General features: G+C 44.0%; 13 protein-coding genes and 5 pseudogenes. 10 read left to right on the top strand and 8 right to left on the bottom strand.

Annotated elements, in window-relative coordinates:
* Positions 1–326: 326 nt before the first annotated feature.
* Together H6G17_RS34730 and H6G17_RS19350 are read right to left on the bottom strand one after the other, a co-directional pair.
* Positions 327–812, bottom strand: a pseudogene (locus tag H6G17_RS34730) (globin domain-containing protein).
* 249 nt (positions 813–1,061) lie between these two features.
* Positions 1,062–1,214 (bottom strand): annotated as a pseudogene (locus H6G17_RS19350) (cation transporter); the annotation flags it as partial.
* Positions 1,215–1,386: 172 nt separating this feature from the next.
* Here H6G17_RS19350 and H6G17_RS19345 point away from each other — a divergent pair.
* Both H6G17_RS19345 and H6G17_RS19340 read left to right on the top strand, forming a co-directional pair.
* A complete protein-coding gene (locus H6G17_RS19345) occupies positions 1,387–1,641 on the top strand; it encodes a UPF0175 family protein (protein ID WP_192159874.1) in 255 nt (84 codons plus the stop codon).
* A complete protein-coding gene (locus H6G17_RS19340) occupies positions 1,625–2,197 on the top strand; it encodes a DUF3368 domain-containing protein (protein ID WP_199316853.1) in 573 nt (190 codons plus the stop codon). Before H6G17_RS19345 ends, H6G17_RS19340 begins: the two co-directional genes overlap by 17 nt.
* Positions 2,198–3,109: 912 nt before the next feature.
* Here the strand turns inward: H6G17_RS19340 and cax are convergent.
* Positions 3,110–4,201, bottom strand: a complete 1,092-nt coding sequence (cax, locus tag H6G17_RS19335) for a calcium/proton exchanger (RefSeq protein ID WP_192159872.1) — start codon at positions 4,199–4,201, stop codon at positions 3,110–3,112.
* Between the two features lie 6 nt (positions 4,202–4,207).
* Positions 4,208–4,560: pseudogene (locus H6G17_RS19330) on the bottom strand (cation transporter); the annotation flags it as partial.
* A 490-nt stretch (positions 4,561–5,050) separates the two neighbouring features.
* Between H6G17_RS19330 and H6G17_RS19325 the strand changes: the two are divergent.
* Complete coding sequence (locus H6G17_RS19325) at positions 5,051–7,783, top strand: DUF3536 domain-containing protein (protein ID WP_192159870.1); 2,733 nt, start codon at positions 5,051–5,053, stop codon at positions 7,781–7,783.
* A gap of 168 nt (positions 7,784–7,951) precedes the next feature.
* A complete protein-coding gene (gene bchH / locus H6G17_RS19315) occupies positions 7,952–11,869 on the top strand; it encodes a magnesium chelatase subunit H (protein ID WP_192159866.1) in 3,918 nt (1,305 codons plus the stop codon).
* A gap of 94 nt (positions 11,870–11,963) precedes the next feature.
* Here bchH and H6G17_RS19310 read toward each other — a convergent pair whose 3' ends face one another.
* Entirely contained in the window at positions 11,964–12,473 is a 510-nt protein-coding gene (locus H6G17_RS19310; protein ID WP_242038485.1) for a protein tyrosine phosphatase family protein, read from the bottom strand.
* A gap of 95 nt (positions 12,474–12,568) precedes the next feature.
* Positions 12,569–13,013, bottom strand: a pseudogene (locus tag H6G17_RS19305) (DUF6220 domain-containing protein).
* A 116-nt stretch (positions 13,014–13,129) separates the two neighbouring features.
* On the opposite strand from H6G17_RS19305, the gene H6G17_RS19300 reads away from it, so the two are divergent.
* Positions 13,130–13,840, top strand: coding sequence for a LuxR C-terminal-related transcriptional regulator (locus tag H6G17_RS19300; RefSeq protein ID WP_192159889.1), 711 nt, complete (start codon positions 13,130–13,132; stop codon positions 13,838–13,840).
* Positions 13,841–13,851: 11 nt separating this feature from the next.
* On the opposite strand, the gene H6G17_RS19295 is transcribed toward H6G17_RS19300, so the two are convergent.
* The gene (locus tag H6G17_RS19295) at positions 13,852–14,625 is read right to left on the bottom strand and encodes a class II aldolase/adducin family protein (RefSeq protein WP_192159862.1); all 774 of its coding nucleotides are present in this window, start codon (positions 14,623–14,625) and stop codon (positions 13,852–13,854) included.
* Positions 14,626–14,863: 238 nt separating this feature from the next.
* Here H6G17_RS19295 and H6G17_RS19290 point away from each other — a divergent pair, with 238 nt between their 5' ends.
* Both H6G17_RS19290 and H6G17_RS19285 read left to right on the top strand, forming a co-directional pair.
* Positions 14,864–16,444 (top strand): glycosyltransferase family 39 protein, encoded by a 1,581-nt coding sequence (locus H6G17_RS19290; RefSeq protein ID WP_192159860.1) that lies wholly within the window; start codon positions 14,864–14,866, stop codon positions 16,442–16,444.
* Positions 16,445–16,610: 166 nt separating this feature from the next.
* On the top strand, positions 16,611–17,147 hold the full coding sequence (locus H6G17_RS19285) for a zinc ribbon domain-containing protein (protein WP_192159857.1): 537 nt from the start codon (positions 16,611–16,613) through the stop codon (positions 17,145–17,147).
* A 70-nt stretch (positions 17,148–17,217) separates the two neighbouring features.
* On the opposite strand, the gene H6G17_RS19280 is transcribed toward H6G17_RS19285, so the two are convergent.
* Positions 17,218–17,745 (bottom strand): DUF3172 domain-containing protein, encoded by a 528-nt coding sequence (locus H6G17_RS19280; RefSeq protein ID WP_015155203.1) that lies wholly within the window; start codon positions 17,743–17,745, stop codon positions 17,218–17,220.
* A gap of 189 nt (positions 17,746–17,934) precedes the next feature.
* Here H6G17_RS19280 and H6G17_RS19275 point away from each other — a divergent pair, with 189 nt between their 5' ends.
* From H6G17_RS19275 to H6G17_RS32755, 3 genes and pseudogenes are all read left to right on the top strand, one after another.
* Positions 17,935–18,744: an ABC transporter permease gene (locus tag H6G17_RS19275; protein ID WP_192159855.1), complete on the top strand. Its 810-nt coding sequence runs from the start codon at positions 17,935–17,937 to the stop codon at positions 18,742–18,744.
* A gap of 159 nt (positions 18,745–18,903) precedes the next feature.
* Entirely contained in the window at positions 18,904–19,146 is a 243-nt protein-coding gene (locus H6G17_RS32760) for a hypothetical protein (protein WP_199316849.1), read from the top strand.
* A 77-nt stretch (positions 19,147–19,223) separates the two neighbouring features.
* Positions 19,224–19,430: pseudogene (locus tag H6G17_RS32755) on the top strand (transposase); the annotation flags it as partial.
* Between the last annotated feature and the right edge of the window lie 40 nt (positions 19,431–19,470).

Here is a 19,470-nt window from a genome sequence, read left to right as displayed (position 1 = left end):
GAGAAAGAGGAAACTATAGTACCAGGCGTGTTAAATTTCACTCGAATCAGTCTAATTAATTTTTTGTTACATACTTGTAAATTTTCCTGTCTACTTACTTAAGCTGAAAAATAAAATATAGCTTTCTGCGCTCGGCTCTCTTTTTGCAAGAGAAGGTTTCTTTTCAAAGAACTAGACTGAATTAAAATATTTGATAAAGCGATCGCATATTCTGATTACTTTGATTTTAAGGATAGGCGATCGCACGGTCTATTAGGCACTCAGCCTGTTTCAGCTTCTCGACTAAAATAGCCGTTACTTTGGCTTCCTTCGGTCAGTCCAATGCACTAGGGAGGACTAGCTTTCGCCAATTGCTCAGTTAGTTCTCGATCTTCTTGTTTGTAGATCGCATTTTCTTTTTGAATAAAGATGTTTGCTAAAGCATTATAGGCTTCAGCCCATGCTGCAATAACCTCATCAGTTGCGGCATCTTGCAAAACATCTTTCATCGCCTGCAACAGCTTTTCACCAATCAGCGGATATTGCTCTGGTAGTATGCGAGTTTCTACATGACGATGGGCAATTTTATCTACTGCAGTAGCCAATTCATCTAGGTGGTCAATATGAGTCGCATAGGCGTAAACAGCCGCAGCTAATTTGTGTGCTTACCCGCCACCGTCTAGATGCTGCATCCAAGTCGTTTCAAAGCCGCGTTTATAGTCAGGTCGTTCTTCAAATGCAATTTGATACATCCGCCTGGTAATTTCTTCACCTTTTTCTTTAATAATCGGCGCAGTTGCCTTAACAATTTCAATTGTTTTTTGACTAACCATTATTTAAAGTTCTCCTCTTACAATAGAGACTGTTGGGAAACTAAGAGATAACTATTAATACAATTGACTTTTTCTGTCTCATATCTTCAACATGTTTATGACACTAAATTTTGCAATCTAACTTTCCAAACCATGAAATTAAATTGCTGTGTAATTTGTATAATATAATACACTATTGTCTAATTTATTAGGCAGAGAACGGCGTCGAGTGGCGTGCATTCCACTCGACCCTTGAGAATTTATGGGATATTAGACCGGGTGAAAATAGAAAGCTAAGCCCAATACCGTATATGTTGCTAATAGCAATGTTCCTGCTAACCAGTTAGAATGCCCATCTAAACTAATTAGATTTGCAACTAACACAGCGATCGCTACAGCTACGGCTTCAAAGGGGAGGAAATTATAGCTTTCCCAAAAGGCAGAATACCTTTGCATTTGGGGCTACCGAGCCTTTCTCTGAAAAACTCTTGAATCCTGGTAGTAAAGCTTGCGGCTGCAACCTGATAAGCTCTCAAGTCTGGTCTGTGAGTATACCATGATAGTAACAGACAAAACGTTACGACCTTAAGTGAAGATGGGGCTACAAATCTCGATCTCTGATTCGATTGCGCAAGCCCTTCGCTTGCCCGAGCAGCGTATTGAGCAAGAATTGCGTAGGGAACTCGCCATTGCTCTTTATACACAAGACATTCTCTCCTTTGGGAAAGCGCGAGAGCTAGCTGAAATGGACAAATACGAATTTGGACAGTTGCTCTCTCGTCGTGGAGTGTTTCGGCATTATGGTTTTGAAGAATTGGATGATGACTTAAGCTATGCCCGTAGTGAGTAACACTTCACCAATTCTCAATTTGGCAATTGTGAATCAGCTTGAACTCTTACGCCAGCAATTTGGCGAAATTCTGATTCCCAATGCGGTATTGGAAGAACTGAAAGTTGATGAAGAACGACCCGGTTCTCAAGCAATTCGTGAAGCAATTTCATTTGGATGGATTCAAGTACAAGAGGTGAGCAACGAACCGCTTGCCCAACTGCTGAAGCAAACACTGGATCGAGGAGAAGCTGAGGCGATCGCCCTTGCCATTGAACTTAAGGCAGACTGGACACTCTTGGATGAACGTGAAGGCAGAAAAGTTGCCAAGTCTTTAGGATTGAGGGTAACGGGAATTTTGGGAATTCTGCTTCGGGCTAAACAGGCAGGTAAACTCGAATCATTACAGTCCGTTGTGGTCTCCGCTGAAGTACCGGAAGGCGGCAGTTCCGTCTGGGAACGGCTGGATCGCCGCTGCGCGATCGACCGCTTCACGTTCCGTATAGGTGGCTTTATGGATATCGCGATCGTGAGCCAGCATATTGCAGAAGAAGCCGCAGATGAACATCACGGTTGAAGTTAAGTCCACCGCCACGTTAGGGGCAATGAATGCTCGGTAGCCCGCGTCCAAAAAGGCTTTCGCGAACCCTTCACAGCCAGAGTCGCAGGCTGTAGTGATAAACGTCCCGCCAGCATTCTTGACATACTCTCCAATGTTGTCTGGGGTCAGGTTGAACTCTACCTCCTCGTACCTGTATTCCGTCCCGACCACCTTCTCAACAACCATCAGCCAGATACGATTCTCTTTCCCAATGCCGTGAGCACATAGGATTGTGTAATCAGCCTTTGGGATATGCCCTGCCAGAAAGTCTATAGCATTCCGCTTTTCGTTGAGCCAGACCAGAGAGACGTTGAGACCGTAACACTCAAGCATCCCTCGGATCGCGGTTGCCATCTGAAAGTTTTCAAGATTTTTATCGTAGGCAATAACGACCCTGTCGTATATGTTCATAGTAGTTGTCATACAAGTTCATGGTAGTTCCCGTCGTCGAGAAAGCCCATCTTGCAGTCTAACTGTTTATTGTACAGAAAATTTTCGTATAATCTTTTCCTAGATCGAGATATACTAAATACCTACAGTATTTTCCGGTCAGAATACCCAGAAATTTTTATTCTATGGAACAGCTTTTAAAAAAACTGCTCGAATAAGTACAAAACTTTATCCGTCTTAAGCACTATTCTTATCAAACAGAAAGAACTTACATTTACTAGATTAAACGCTATATTCTTTTTCGTAATAAACGTCACCCAAATGACATGAAAAGTGCGGAAGCCGAAGCATTTTTAGCAGATTTGATATTTTGGAAAAGTTCTTTATCTAATCAAAATCAAGCTTTAAATGTAATTTTTTGATGATTTATACTCGTGTATTAAATTGTAAGGATCGAGGAACGCGCAGTCCACTCGACCCTTGAGAATTTATGGGATATTAGACCGGGTGAAAATAGAAAGCTAAGCCCAATACCGTATATGTTGCTAATAGCAATGTTCCTTCTAACCAGTTAGAACGCCCATCTAAACTAATTAGATTTGCAACTAAGACAGCGATCGCTACAGCTACGGCTTCAAATGGATTGAAATCTAAATCCATTGGCTGTCCAATTACCTGTCCAACAATTACCAAGACAGGAGCCATAAACAATGCTACCAAAAGGCTCGAACCCATCGCGATCGAGACGGACAAGTCCATATTATTTTTGACCGCAACTCGCACTGCTGTCACGTATTCTGCCGCACCACCAACCAGAGGTAACAGCACCACACCTGTAAACAAGGGAGTTAGTCCCAATCCAGCGGTAGCTTCCTCCACCTGACCGACAAATAACTCTGATTCGTAAGCAACAGCAAGCGTAGCGGCGGCTAGAACGCCAACCCACAGCCAGAGATTAGGTTTATGGGTAGACGATTCAGACTCAGGTTGAGCTTCATTTTCCAAATCTACCAATCCCACATCGTATAAATAGCTGTGGGTTTTTAACGAAAATAGCAACGTCATTCCGTAGACCAGAATTAACACGACTGCGGCTGCAATGGAGAGATTTTTAATCGCTACTGGTTCGATGCCGCTAGAAGTTTCAATCACCAGTGTCGGTAGAATAATGGCGATCGCAGCTAGTGTCATGGAAGAACCATTCACCCGCGCTACCACAGGTTGAAAGTCCTGTTCTTTGTAACGCAAACCTCCCAACAACATCGCCAAACCCATAGCCAGAAGTAGATTGCTGATAATACTGCCCGTAATACTGGCTTTGACAATATCAACCAATCCTTCCTTGAGGGCAACTAGGGCGATAATTAGCTCTGTGGCATTGCCGAATACGGCATTTAACAACGCACCAATTGAGGAACCCGTAACAATCGCTACTTCTTCTGTTGCCGTACTCAGCCAAATTGCTAAAGGGACGATTGCGATCCCCGACGTGATAAATATTGTTAGCGATCCCCACTCTAAATAACGAGCTGCGATCGAGATGGGAATGAAAACCAACAATCCAAGCGAAATAATATTCTTGATTGACATGAGGGATTATCCGATACCGTCAATTACAGGGTGGAAATAAAACACCAACCCCAACACTGCATATGCAGCTAACAGCAATGTACCCTCTAACCAGTTCGAGCGACCATCAGAACTAATAGAATTTGCAATTAATACAGATACTGCTACCGCTACCAGTTCAAACGGATTGAAGTTGAGATCCATTGGCTGTCCCAACACCCAGCCAGTTATTGCCAGTACGGGAGTCGACAAATAACGCAATCTGCAAGCTCGATCCCAAAGCAACAGATACAGGAAAGATCCATTTTATTTTTCATTACCACGGTGACGGCTGTAGCGTGTTCTGCGGCATTACCGATAATTGGAACTAAAAAGATTAATTATCGGTACAACCGATTTTAGGCGGAGGTAATGGGTAATTCGCAATTCGCGCCTTTTCGCAATCAAAGTGTAAGGGCAGGTTTTGCGTGCAGATTTCCGATCGTAGACGTGAATCTTTGCTAAACCCGCCCTTACAATACCCGATTGCTGATAACTGATAACTGACATGTAACTAAACCTATAGATTCGTGAACCGATCCCCAAACCTAATTGGCAAAATATTAAGCCAAGCTTAAATAAACCTAAACTTGCAGTTTAATAAGATCGAGTGCGATCTCTTGCTTGGGAGCAAGGTCAAGCTAGGGTGCGACTGACTTCAACATCTGCCATCAGTCACCGATTTACCCCCAGCTATCTCGATCGTTGCTTCATTTGAGTTTTAATCTAGAGTCTTAAGCACGTTATTGCACATAGCTACTCCTTTGAGCAATATAGGGTAGCAGATTGTAGAGCTTGTAAAAATTAATTTGTAATTTGGATATAACTTTCATGACCTCTGCTGCCGATCTTCCAGCTGCTGAATCAAATTTTCCGCTCGATCGCGATGCCAAGCATCAAGTAAGTCTCAATCCCTTGCAAACGGCTACAGGTGTATACGTGACCGTTCACGGTCATTTCTATCAGCCACCTCGCGAGAATCCTTACTTAGATGCGATCGAGCGTCAGCCTAGTGCTGCACCCGCTCACGACTGGAACGAGCGCATCCACCATGAATGCTATCGTCCAAACGCTTTTGCCAGGGTATTGAACGATCGCGGTGAAGTTTTGGGGATCGTTAACAACTACGAGTATTTCAGCTTCAATTTCGGTTCTACGCTGCTGTCTTGGTTAGAGCGTTACGATTTGGAGATGTATCAGCGGATAATCGAAGCAGACCGCAACAGTTGCGCTCGTCTTAACGGTCACGGGAATGCGATCGCTCAAGTTTACAATCACATCATCCTACCTCTAGCTAACGAACGGGATAAGTACACCCAAATCCGCTGGGGGATAGAAGATTTCCGCTCTCGTTTTGGACGCGATCCCGAAGGCATGTGGTTGGCGGAAACTGCGGTAGACTATCCCACCTTAGAGGCTTTGGTAGCAGAGGGAATTCGCTTCATTATCCTTGCTCCCTCCCAAGCCCAACGCTGCCGAACGATCCCCACAGACGAACAGCCAGTAACTCAGTGGCACGAAGTTGGAGGTAGCCAGATCGATCCCACTCGTCCCTATCGTTGCTATTTGAAATCGTCTCACAATCCGATCCCCCCAACCCCCCTTGATAAGGGGGGCGAGGGGGGATCTCCATACATAGATATCTTCTTCTACGATGGTCCAATTTCGCGGGATATGGGTTTTAGCGATGCACTCAGCAATTCCCATCACTTTATCGGACGGTTGGGATTGGCAATTCGCGGGGATCGCCGTCCTGCACAGCTAATTTCTGTCGCTACAGATGGCGAAACCTTCGGACATCACAAAGGTGGTACGGAAAAAACTCTCGCCTATGCCTTTACAGAAGAATTTCCTCGCCGAGGTTGGACGGTGACGAACTACGCCCATTACCTCAGCCTCGATCCGCCAACTTGGGAAGTGGAACTCAAACCCGTTACTGCTTGGAGTTGTGCGCATGGTGTAGACCGCTGGCAAGATGATTGCGGTTGCGGTGGTGGCGGCGAGTGGAATCAAAAATGGCGGCGACCCCTACGCAATGCGCTGGATTGGCTGCGCGATCGCTTAATTGATGTTTACGAAACTGCTGCTAAAAATCTATTCTGCGATCCCTGGTTAGTACGGGATGAATATATTCAAGTCATTCGCGATCGCTCGGTGGCTAACGTTCAACGCTTCCTCTCTCGCCATCAATCCCATTCGCTGACGGACTCAGAACGAGTCGATGCCCTGCGGTTATTGGAAATGCAGCGTCATGCCTTGTTAATGTATACGAGTTGTGGTTGGTTCTTTGAAGAAATTTCCCGTCCTGAAGGCACGCAAATTTTGCGTTATGCTGCTAGAGCTTTGGAACTTGCGGAAGATGTGGCAGGCGTACAACTGGAAAAAGAATTTATCAACCATCTCAACCTTGCCCCTAGTAATGTCGAGTCTTTCGGTCATGGGGCGGAAGTCTACCGACAGTTGGTATTAACGGCTCAAGTTAACTTTCAGCAAATTGCCGCTCAATATGCCATTACTTCCTTATTTAGGAAACAGGAAATCGGCTCTAACGGTCAACGGTCAACGGTCAACAGCCAGTTGGATCGCTTTTCCACAACTCACTGTCCGCTTCCTACTCCCCATCTCTATTGCTATACGGTCAATCAGCTAGACTACCAATGGCAGCGCGTCGGTACGCTGACTTTAGCCGTAGGGCAATTGGAACTCACGTCAGAAATTACCTGGGAGAAAGAAGAGTTGGTGTTTGCCGTGTTGCATCTCGGTGGCTGGGATTTCCATTGTTGTATTCAGCCATTTACAGGGTGGCGATCGTACAACCAGATGAAAGAGCAAGTGTTTGAGTCTTTGCAACAAGCTAGCGCCGCCCATGCGATTCAGAAGATGATTCAAATATTTGGCGATCGCGCGTTCAATTTGCAAGATTTAATTGCCGAGGAACGTCACCGAATCGTCCAGATGTTGAGTCAGGAAAGCTTGACGCGCTTAGATCTGCTCTACACCCAAGTTTATCGCGATAACTATGGGGTACTCATGGCTTACCACCGCGATTATTTACCCGTCCCCCAAGAGTTGCAAGTTGCAGCTGAGATTGCTTTAGGTAGTCGCTGTTCAGATTTGGTGCGATCGCTATGTGAAGAAATTGGGGATCGCGACACTTGGGAACACTTGGCAGAATTAGAAGCAGTCGCTACAGAAGCTAACTTGTTACGCTGTCAGTTGAAATTACCAGAAGTCAAACAAAGTCTAGAACAGTTGATGCTGCGATCGCTCTGGCAACTATTACACGGTAATGTCGCTGTAGAAGAAGAAACTCAAAAAATCGAGCGTTCGATCGATATCGGTTGTCAGCTCAATCTCGGTTTATCTTTGGCGCGCGTCCAAGAAGTTTACTGCCGCTGTCTGCACAGTCAAATTATCCCGCAGTGTCTCCAAACTCTTGACGGTGACGCAGAAAGTCGAAATGGCGATCGTCCGATGTGGGATTTGACCCAATTACGCTATCTGTTGAGGTTGGGACAAAAATTATCTGTAGCTGTTGGCGGCTGGTTGGATCGAATTGGGTAGTGGCGAGATTGGGATAAGATGGCATACGTTGCTAGGGGCGCACAGCTGTGCGCCCCTACTACAGGTCTTGTATCTCATCCGGTTGAAAATCACGATCGAAGATCGCATCTCTACCCAGGCAAGAAATTTCTCCTTAAGATCGAAGTAGAAATTTCTTGACATCTGGGCATGAAGCGCATAGTACTGATCGCTGGGTTTGAATCTTTCAACGCTGACTTGTACCGCCAAGCGGCAGATTTGGCACGTTCCCGCTGCCCAGAATTAGAAATTTGCGTATTTAGCGATCGCGATATTTCTACCAAACCTACAGAAATAGAGGCTGCACTCGATAACGCTGATGTTTTCTTCGGTAGCTTGCTATTTGACTACGACCAAGTTTTATGGTTGCGCGATCGCCTCAGCGCGATCCCGATTCGCTTGGTATTTGAGTCAGCCTTGGAATTAATGAGTTTAACCAAACTCGGTGCATTTGCGATCGGTGACAAACCCAAGGGAATGCCCAAGCCAGTTAAATTTATTCTGGATAAATTTAGTCAAGGACGAGAAGAAGACCGCCTTGCAGGATATATCAGCTTTTTGAAAGTGGGACCAAAACTCTTAAAATACGTCCCAGTTCAAAAAGTGCAAGACTTACGCAACTGGCTAATTATTTACGGCTATTGGAATGCGGGTGGATCGGATAACGTTGCGGCACTCTTTTGGACGCTAGCCGAGAAATATTTAGGGTTAAAAATAGGTGATATTCCTCTCCCGATCGAAACACCTAACATGGGATTGTTACACCCCGATTACCAAGGCTTTTTCACCTCACCCCGCGAATATATAAACTGGTATCAAAAATGTAGAGACGTTACATGTAACGTCTCTACACAACCAATTGTCGGAATTCTACTCTACCGCAAACACGTCATTACCAAACAACCTTATATTCCTCAATTAATTCGCTATTTTGAAAGAGCGGGATTGATCCCTTTACCAATTTTTATTAACGGTGTAGAAGGACACGTTGCAGTCAGAGATTGGATGACGACAACTTATGAAACCGCACAAAGACAGTTAGGAAATGTCGAAACTCCTTCTTTATCGAGTGAAGCTGTTACAGTCGATGCAATCGTTTCTACAATTGGCTTTCCTTTGGTAGGTGGTCCGGCGGGTTCGATGGAAGCTGGACGACAGGTAGAAGTTGCAACGCGCATTCTCAGCGCCAAGAATGTACCCTATATCGTTGCTGCACCACTCTTAATTCAAGACATCCATTCTTGGACGCGCCAAGGAATCGGAGGCTTGCAAAGTGTCGTATTATATGCATTACCAGAACTCGACGGCGCGATCGATACCGTGCCTTTAGGTGGCTTGGTGGGAGAAAAGATCTATCTGATCCCCGAACGAGTCCAGCGTTTGGTAGCAAGGTTACAGAAATGGATTGCTTTGCGTCAGAAACCTGCGGCTGAAAGGAAAATAGCTATTATTCTCTATGGTTTTCCCCCTGGTTACGGGGCGACAGGAACGGCAGCCTTATTAAATGTACCGCGATCGCTGCTGAAATTTCTCCAAGCTTTAAAAGATCGAGGCTATACCGTAGGAGATTTACCGGAAGACGGGGAAGAATTGATCCGGTGGGTGAAAGCAGCGGATGAAGAGATCGTGTCGCGCAAAGACGCTAAGCCGCCAAGAGAGAAAGAAGGTAAGCTTTGCGCCTTTGCGTCTTTGCGTGAGATAAAATCCCAAGTTATGATTCCCACGCAGAGGTTAGAAAAATGGCTTGGTTACTTGCAAACATCTCGAATTGAGAAACATTGGAAATCTCTATCCGGTAGTGGAATTAAAACTTACGGTGATGAGTTACTTGTGGGTGGCGTGCAGTTAGGTAATGTTTGGATTGGCGTACAACCACCTTTAGGTATTCCTGGCGATCCGATGCGGTTGATGTTCGATCGCGATTTAACTCCCCATCCCCAATATGCTGCTTACTACAAATGGTTGCAGCAAGAATTTCAAGCGGATGCAGTGATTCATTTTGGAATGCATGGGACGGTGGAATGGTTGCCTGGTTCTCCTTTGGGAAACACAGGCTATTCTTGGTCGGATATTTTGTTAGGCAATCTGCCCAATTTGTATATTTATGCCGCGAATAATCCCTCTGAGTCAATTTTGGCAAAGCGGCGAGGATACGGGACGATTATTTCTCATAACGTTCCTCCTTATGGTCGGGCAGGCTTATACAAAGAGTTAGTAGCGTTGCGCGATTTGATTGCTGAATATCGCGAAGATCCAGAGAAGAACTATGCTTTGAAAGAGGCAATTTGTAAGAAAATTGTAGATGCGGGAATTAATACAGATTGTCCGTTAGCAGAAGCAAAGCATTTAGGGATTGCTTTTACTCCTGAGAACGCCCGGTTATTTAGTAAAGTCGTCTTCGATCGCTATTTATTACAGGTATACGAGTATTTACAAGTATTAGAGAACCGCCTATTTTCCAGTGGCTTACACGTTTTAGGAGAACCGCCCAGTGGAGAACAATTAGCAAGTTATCTGCAAGCATATTTTGGCGAAGAATTATCAGCAGATGTGGTAGACGCGATCGCCAATGGGAAAATTGTAGGGGCGGGTTTAGCCCAAGATTCACAGCTAAGACAAGAAATCTCTCCTCAAAACCCGCCCGTAAATACGATCGCCAATGGGAAAATTGTAGGGGCGGGTTTAGCCAAAAATTCACAGCTAAGACAAGAAATCTCCGTTCAAAACCCGCCCGTAAATGCGATCGCACAATTAGAAGAAGCATTACAAATTCGCGATTTATTGATGCAAACTGATGAGGAATTAATCAATTTACTACGTGGACTCAATGGTGAGTACATCCCTCCTGCACCTGGGGGCGATCTGTTGCGGGATGGTATGGGTGTGTTACCTACAGGACGCAACATTCACGCTTTAGATCCCTACAGAATGCCTTCACCTGCGGCATATGAAAGAGGAAAGGCGATCGCGCAAAATATTATCAGCCAACATCTACAAGAACATGGAGAATATCCCGAAACTGTAGCTGTGATGTTATGGGGACTGGATGCAATTAAGACGCGGGGCGAGTCTTTAGGAATTTTACTGGAATTAGTCGGAGCAGAACCCATCAAAGAAGGTACGGGGCGAATCGTCCGTTATGGATTGAAGCCGCTTGCCCAAGTGGGACATCCTCGAATTGACGTGCTAGGAAATCTTTCCGGCATATTTCGCGATAGCTTTGTCAACATTATCGAATTACTCGACGATCTATTCCAACGGGCGGCTATGGCTGAGGAATCGGAAACAGAAAATTTCATCCGCAAGCACTATTTAGCCTTACAAGCGCAGGGTGTAGAAAATCCGTCAGCGCGGCTATTTTCCAATCCAGCAGGCGATTTCGGTTCGATGGTGAACGAACGAGTCACGGATGGAAATTGGGAATCGGGGGATGAGTTAGGCAATACTTGGCGCGATCGCAATGTATTTAGTTATGGTAGACAAGATAAGGGACGGGCTAGACCGGAAGTCTTGACGCAATTGTTGCAAAAGTGCGATCGCATCGTTCAAGAAATCGATTCTGTCGAATACGGTCTGACGGATATTCAAGAATATTATGCTAATACAGGTGGTTTGAAAAAGGCAGCGGAAAAGCAGCGAGGGAAAAAAGTAACTGCGAGTTTTGTCGAAAGTTTTTCTCAGGATACGACACCGCGTAATTTGGACGATTTACTCAGAATGGAATACCGCACCAAATTACTCAATCCTAAATGGGCGGAGGCAATGGTAAATCAAGGTTCGGGAGGTGCGTTTGAAATTTCTCAGCGCATGACAGCTTTAATTGGTTGGGGTGGTACTGCCGATTTTACCGATGATTGGGTCTATGACCAAGCCGCAGATACTTACGTTCTTGATGCAGAGATGGCAGAAAAGTTACGCAAGGCAAATCCCGAAGCTTTTCGTAATATTGTTGGTAGAGCGATCGAAGCACACGGACGCGGTTTTTGGAACGCCGATCCTGAAAAGTTAGAAAAGTTACGCCAGATGTATGAAATGACCGAAAATGAATTGGAAGGAGTGAAAATTTAGTATCAGTTATCAGGATTTGTAGGGGCGGGTTTTTTTGAAGCTCTCCGTACCATCACCAATAATTCTAAGGTTAAACCCGCCTACCAATTACCAATTACCCATTACCCATGACCTCCTTCATATTACCCATTACCTCCTTCATAAATCGCTGCCAAGTATCATCAGGAACCCAAAGTTTGTGTAAGTCTTTTTGTGCTTGTTCCTCATTTATATTTTGATAAATTCGTCGATAGAGATACATAAATGCAGAAACGCGAAAGTTACCCGCACAGTGGACAAAAACAGGGCTATCGCTATTAGCTTGCATGACTTGCGCAAAGCGATCGAAGTCTTCTAAAGTTGGTTTATTCCAAATCACGGGAATGTGAACGTACTCCATACCGAAAGATTCTACAAGTGCTGCTTCGTTCGGTAATGTAGTTTCAAACTTTTCGAGTGGAGCAAGATTAATTAGCACTTGATAACCTGCATTTTTAATTGCTGTTATTTGTGGTTCAGTTGGTTGTCCTGATGTAGCAATTAAATCTGAAATTTGGAGATAATTAAAAATATCTTCAAGTTTCTCGCCCATGACATTCACACCTAAATTTGTACTAACGACCATTTTCAGAAGACTGTAAATAGTCTTTACTGGATTTGTTATTTTCATATGTTCTAGAACATGTCTATTTAAGTTACAAACACTCGTGAAGGTAGTCATTAGTCATGTGTCAAAGCAGTCTCTTCCACATTAGACTTAGTAGATAAAATGCGCCAAACATGATGAACTAAGGTTGTGGATGCAGAAAATAACGCGAATCCAAACAAGGGATGAAGTACACCTAAAGGTAAGGGTGACTTCAGATGAATCGTGAGAAATTGTAACCCCAGCAATATTGGCATACTTGTTGTCAAACTCCGCACTCGACGCGGATATGGAATTAGGTACACCCACACCAATAAAACTTAAAGACAATCCACTGTAACCACGCACCAGCCACACATGGACATTCCACCACTGAGGACTGTAAAAATAGGCGAGTCCAACGGTTAACACTTGGATAGTCAGGCAAAGGTTAAAAAGTACTGCAACTGTATAAAAACCGATTTGATTCCAGCGTCGAGATGCTGTCGGCGCAAAATTGAAGTTAGAACTGAGTGCCATGCTAAAGTTTTCCTTGAGGGTGAATTGACAAAAGATTGACTGTCACTGAAGTTAAGATAATATTGCTCTCCCAATTGCATCTAGTCCTCGATCGGGTACAGTTTGTACTCACAATGATGAGAGATTCTTTACAATCTTTATTAGCGGCGATCGCTCAGGCGCAAAATCTTCCAGAAGTACACCAGCGTGTCATGGTGACAGTCAGCGAGTACTTTGCAGCCCGCCGCTGTAGGCTATTTTTCTTTGATGAACTTTCCTCTGTCGATCCCAAGTGGCAAGGTATTCTCAAATTCGCTACATCGCTAGAATACAACCCAGTTTTACGTTACTTGGTCGAACACCACGCACCCGTACATGAAGCATTAGTCGTGTCGCCTAAAGCCTGGAGAGCAATTTGTCCCCGTGCCGATCATTGGCACGTCATGACAGGACCAATTGTCTCTAACAGTCAACTAGTGGGTGGAATTGGATTGACTCGCGAACGGGGCAATCTTGCCTTTACCACTCAAGATTTGACCGATCTGGGTGCAATTTGTCTGCATTTATCTACTCGCATGGCAACAATGCGATCGCCTTCTGTTAGCTGCCATTTAGAGATAGATCGAGCTAAATCCAGCGCTGACAATTCTCTTCGTCTTACGCCGCGTGAAATTCAAATTACCGATTTAGTGGCTCAAGGATTGACAAATGCCGAAATTGGCACGCAACTTTGGATTACTGAAAATTCTGTCAAACAAGCGCTCAAACGTATATTTCGCAAATTGAATGTCTCATCCCGCGCTCAAATGGTAGCACAATTGCAAAATGCCCTATCTAGGGCATTCTGATGACTGAGTTACTAGTCATCAAGCGAATCGGGTTCTTGCTGGACGATTCTGTCATACAGCGGTTGAAAGCTAAACCAGCCGATGTGGTGAGAACCTACTTGGCTGTGGGCAATACTTGCTTGTTGAGGATCGATGACGCGAGGCATACCAGCGGCTTCTGCCATGAGTTGCGCTTGACAGGAACGATCCATTGTCATGAACCACCAAGCTGCTTCGTCTACTGTTTCTCCTACAGTCAGTAGACCGTGATTTCTCAGAATAATGGCTTTGTTTTGTCCTAGAGTTTGGGCAATGCGTTTGCCTTCGGCTGGATCGAGTACGACTCCGGTATAGTCGTCAAATAATCTGTGGTCTTGGTAGAAAGCACAAGCATCCTGGAGGGGATCGAGGAGGCGACCGAGGCTAGACCAGCTTTTACCGTAGAGAGAGTGGGCGTGGGCGGCGGCGACGATATCGGGACGGGCGGCGTGAATTTGAGAATGGATGGCGAAGGCGGCTGCGTTAACTGGTTTGTTGCCTTCTACAACTTCACCTTTGTCGTTGACGAGAATCAAATCTCGCGCGCGAATCTGTCCGAAGTGCATTCCAAAGGGATTGACCCAAAAGCAATTGCGGTATTCAGGATCGCGGGCTGTGATGTGTCCGGCGATACCCTCATCAAAGCCGTAGCGGGAGAAGAGGCGGAAAGCAACCGCTAAGCGTTGTTTGCGATCGCGACGTTCTTCTGCAACTGTGGCAAAAGTTGGTGGTACTGGCATCTGAGGAATTGATGTGGATACTGTCATGCGATCGCCTCCTTTAATTTACAGCTATACCCGCACAAATCGACTAACTCTATTTTACCGTTCAGCAAAAATTTATTAGTGTATCTTTCAATTTTTTGTATATAAAATTACAGAGATTTCAAGCATACATAAGCTATTTTTGAACTATACTTTTCTGGAAAAGTATTAGCTTTTATTGTTTCTTGTAACTAGATCCCGGCTATTGTTCTGACTAAATCTTACTAATTTCAGAATGAATATGAGATTAAAGCAAGTCAAACAGATAGATTTATTAGTTTGTATAGGCTTTACGATTTTAGTTTTTCTCTTACGGTTGCCAGCCTTCTTTGAGTTTGGGATCAATAACAATGGTGATGAAGGTTTGTACTTTTTGATAGCCAGAGATTTTCTGGCGGGTAAACTTCCTTATACAGAAATTTGGGACAACAAACCCATTGGGATATACCTAGTTTATTGTCTGGGTATAATTCTATTCGGTAATTCAGTTTTTTCAACAGCTATTATGGCTTGTTTAGCTGTTGCACTGACCTGCTTTCTCTTATATAAGTTTGGTACATTACTGGGTAACGGTCAGCGTCAACTTGGATTAATAGCAGGTTTGCTTTACGCTACTTTTTCAACAGGAAACGATGAACTTGCCGCTAATACAGAAATATTTTTTGCCGTTTTTACCACATTCTCATTTTACCAGTTATTTCAAATAAATACTGAGGGTTCAGTGCGCCGCAATTTCCTACGGCTATTTACTATTGGTTTAGCAATGGGAATAGCACTATCAATTAAGCAAGTCGTGATATTTGAGTTCATTGCTATTGTAATTTTAACGGCGATCGTTTTGCGGTTTTTGCCACCAAAAACTAAAAAGTATCGATTCAAACACCTTTGGCGAAGCTACGTGTTTCTGCTTTCTGGTTTTATCCTTCCTACTATCTTAATCGCAGTTTATTTTTGGATTAACGGTCACTTCAACGATTATGTATCTGCTAATTTCACAGCTAACTTATTGCGTGTCACTGGTGAGAGGGTGACATTGGCAAGCTTGGCATCGGGATTGACAATTCAAATTAAGAGGAACTTATTTCTATTATTGGGTTTATTCGCGACACCTCTTTATATGAGAACAATTGGTAGAAATAATTTAGGCGAGAATAAAAAGCTAGTTTATATACTTGTGTGGATATTTGCAGCCATTCTTGGTGTTTCTTCTCCTAAAAGCTTTTATGCAAACTATTTTATTCAAGTTTTACCTTCTTTGGCTTTGCTAAATGCTTATTTAATTAACAATATAGTTTTAAAAATCAATAAGTTTACGAATTTTAAAAACATTCTTTTATTGACTTTCATCTTAGTAACGCCGATATTTAATAATTTATATCCTCAAATTCAACTCAGCGGAAAGTATATATACTTTCGCGGTATCAAAGGAATAGAAGATTGGGGAAATACTCCCTCTGCGATCGCTCGATACTTGAATCAAAGAGTGATTCCTACAGATTATATATATGTCTTTAACTATCACGCAGTAATTTACTGCTTAGTACCAGCTCAAGTACCAACTAGATATGCGTTTCCTCTATTTATCACCACAAAACTAGCAAAAATTACTGGTCAAGATCCGGCTAGAGAGCTAGATACAATTATGGCAAAAAAACCACTTTATGCGATCGTGTCTAGCGATCGCACTGAAAATAAAAATATTTTAGATAGAATGAAAAACTATCTTCGACAAAACTACAAGCTGGAAAAAACTTTTGTGGATCTAGAAAGGGAAATTCCAGGAAGAGAAAGATTACAGATTCAGCTCTATAGAAGAGTGTAGCGAGAAGAGAATTCAAAAGTCAAAAGTCAAAATCAAGTCACGAGTCACGAGTAATTCCCTCTACTCCCTGCTCCCTGTTAACTGATAAATGTTAAGCGATCGCTCTTTAACTGCAAGAAGATTAGATAATAATAGTAATTAGGAATTAATCAGCAAAGAGGTTCTCATGGCTTACGTATGCGAGATTGGCACGGGTCAAAGAGCCTACCTCGACAATCAAGGTAAGCAAACAATTGTGACTACTGCTAGTAGTAGCCTCGGACAGCAGCAACAATCGAGTCAAAGTTTTGTGACGGGAAGTTGGACAGCATCCCCAGAATCATTCCGAAATGCCAATGGTGTGGTCGTCAAAATTACGACTAGTCAAGGACAATACTTCATCCAAATCCAGGGTAATAGTATGGGCATGATGGCTGAATCTCCCTCACTTCAAGGCGCACAACAAATCCAACTACAGCAGGTCGATTATATTCCTACCTCATTGATGCCACCGATGGAGCCAATGAAACCGATGGAGCCAATGAAACCTATGAAAATGGGTGACATGGAAATGACTATGAACCCAATGCAAATGCGCATGGGTAACATGGAACTGCGCATGGATAAGGCAGTTTCAGGTACGCACCGCTTTTGCAGTCAGTGCGGTACGGAAGTCAGTCCGAGCGATCGCTTCTGTTCTGCTTGCGGACATCGCTTGCAGTAATTCATCAGTTTTAGGGGGCGTACAGCTAGCTGTACGCCCCCTAAAATACCCTATTAGCCTTTTTTAGCTTTTAGAATTGTTCGGTCTGACCAGGCGTACCGCCAGATTGCGTCAGATAGAAATTCTTGGCTCCGTCATTTTGATAAACGCAATTAATTTCTGGAGAAGTGCCTAAATCTCCCGTAAAACCAAACGTATTCATTCGGTTTTTGCAATCTCGCACTTGTTCGTTAGTCACTAATTTACGGTCTTCTAAAAGATTCCAGCTGTTGGTTCTCAGCACGCAACCTGGGCGCATACTAGGCTGAGATACATACACGTTGAAGGGGTTGAGAGAAACAAATAGTCTAGTATCCATGACCATTGCACTAGCGCCATACTGTACGCACAGATCGGCATTAGGTGCGGCGCGATCGATAAACTCGCGAGAGGCAACGTTTCGAGTATCGGTAATTGTCGTGGAACTAAAAGCAATGCCAATACCAATTCCTAAGATCAACACAGCCGCCAGTACCATAACCGAAAGGTAATTAAAGGCAGTTTTGACTGGTGAAGACTTCGGAGCAGGTGCAGTTCTAGTAGTAGCTTTACGTCTCATCGTTGATAGGGGTTTAGGGTGTAGGGTTTAGGGATAAGAAAGACTTAGGGACGAGGAAGACAAGGGAGACAGGGGAGACAAGGAAGCAATTCTAGCCACTATTCACTAGCCACTCTCTTTCCCGACTTCCCGATCCCTGATTTTTCATAAAATTAAGAAGTATGAATTCGTAGTTCGGACTCAAAGTAAGTGAATCTTCAAGTTGGCACGTTAAAAGCAAGAAAGATTTATCTACAAACCCTGATAGCAGATAGTTTAACGATATTTTGGGGCGATTGGCTAGAATTACGGGTGCGGATTGCCCAAGTTGCTGCTTCAGGCTTAGTATCGCCCTTGATTTATATTTTGGCGTTTGGTCTGGGTTTGGGAAGTTCGTTGCCCAAGCCTGCTGTAGGTGATAGCTATCTAGAGTTTATTTTGCCTGGAATGGCAGCGTTATCGTCCATGACCATTAGCTTTGGTGGCACGACATTTTCAATTTGTGGCGATCGCCTATTTGCCAAAACTTTTGAGGAATTGCTCTTAGTCCCTGTTCATCCCCTTGCCTTACACATGGGTAAAATGCTAGCTGGAGTTGTGAGGGGGTTAATGACTTCAGCGACGGTGGTTTTAGTAGCGGCGATCTTTACTGGTAAGGTTTGGAGTTTTCTCAATCCCTTATTTTGGCTACTGTTAGTTTTGAACTGTGCTGTCTTTGCAGGTTTAGGGGTAATAGTTGGGTTAAAGGTGCGATCGCTCGAAAGCGTAGGTTTGGTTAACAACTTTCTCATCGTGCCAATGTCATTCCTGGGAGCCACATTTTTCGAGCCTGGGACGCTACCAGGTTTCCTCAAAGTGGTTGTTTACCTTTTACCACTAACCTACACCAGTATTGGGCTAAGAGCGGCTGCATATTTACCACTATCGCAGTTTCCTTGGTATAGCATTCTTGTTTTATTCATAGTCGCGATCGCCTTATCTCTTTACGGTGCTTACTTGTTCTCCCACCAGCAGGATTAGTCAGGGAGCGCACGAGCAGTGAAGAATCGGGTGTGGGGTGTAGTGGAGAGAATTCGGAATTCGGAAGCGCGGAATTAACGTGAGTTCGACGAGCTTACAGAAGCGCAAAAGGAAAGCTGAGACTACCTTTAAAGGTATGTAATCATTTTAGTCTCAGCGATGGACTCTATCGTATCGCGTCTTGACCTGACTCAAATTTTCTGTGATGTGGATGATTTTTATCAGCAATTTGAACAGTTATGGGAACAGCAGGCACAACTACCTTCTATGCTAGGAGAGAAACGGAGTCGCTCGCGGATGCACCTAAGTGAAATCATTACCATCGTCATCGCCTTTCATGGGTCTGGAGCAAGAACATTTAAGGATTTCGCTTGCCCTGACAGTGCAACCCCATTGGCGTAAAGCATTTCCTCATAAGCGTCAGCTATGACCGCTTCGTAGAATTGATGCCTTGGTGTCTGAATGTTGCTATGCTGTTTATTTTATTCCGTCAACGAACACTGATTGAATCTGTTAACAATCGACTCAAAAACATCTGTCAGATTGAGCATTCTCGCCATCGCAGTGTGTTTAACTTTCTGGTCAATCTCTTGTCAGGTTTGGTGGCTTACACCTATCAGCCCAAGCTGCTTTCTTTAGATTTGCAACCCAAAGGCTTACCTGCCTTACCTCCAGCTATTTTTTAATCCGTCGAACTCAGGTTGTTATAAGGTGATTAATCAAAAC

The sequence above is a fragment of the Chroococcidiopsis sp. [FACHB-1243] genome, from assembly GCF_014696895.1.
Classification (GTDB): Bacteria; Cyanobacteriota; Cyanobacteriia; order Cyanobacteriales; family Chroococcidiopsidaceae; genus Chroococcidiopsis.
This window is presented reverse-complemented; position numbering and strand designations above follow the sequence as displayed.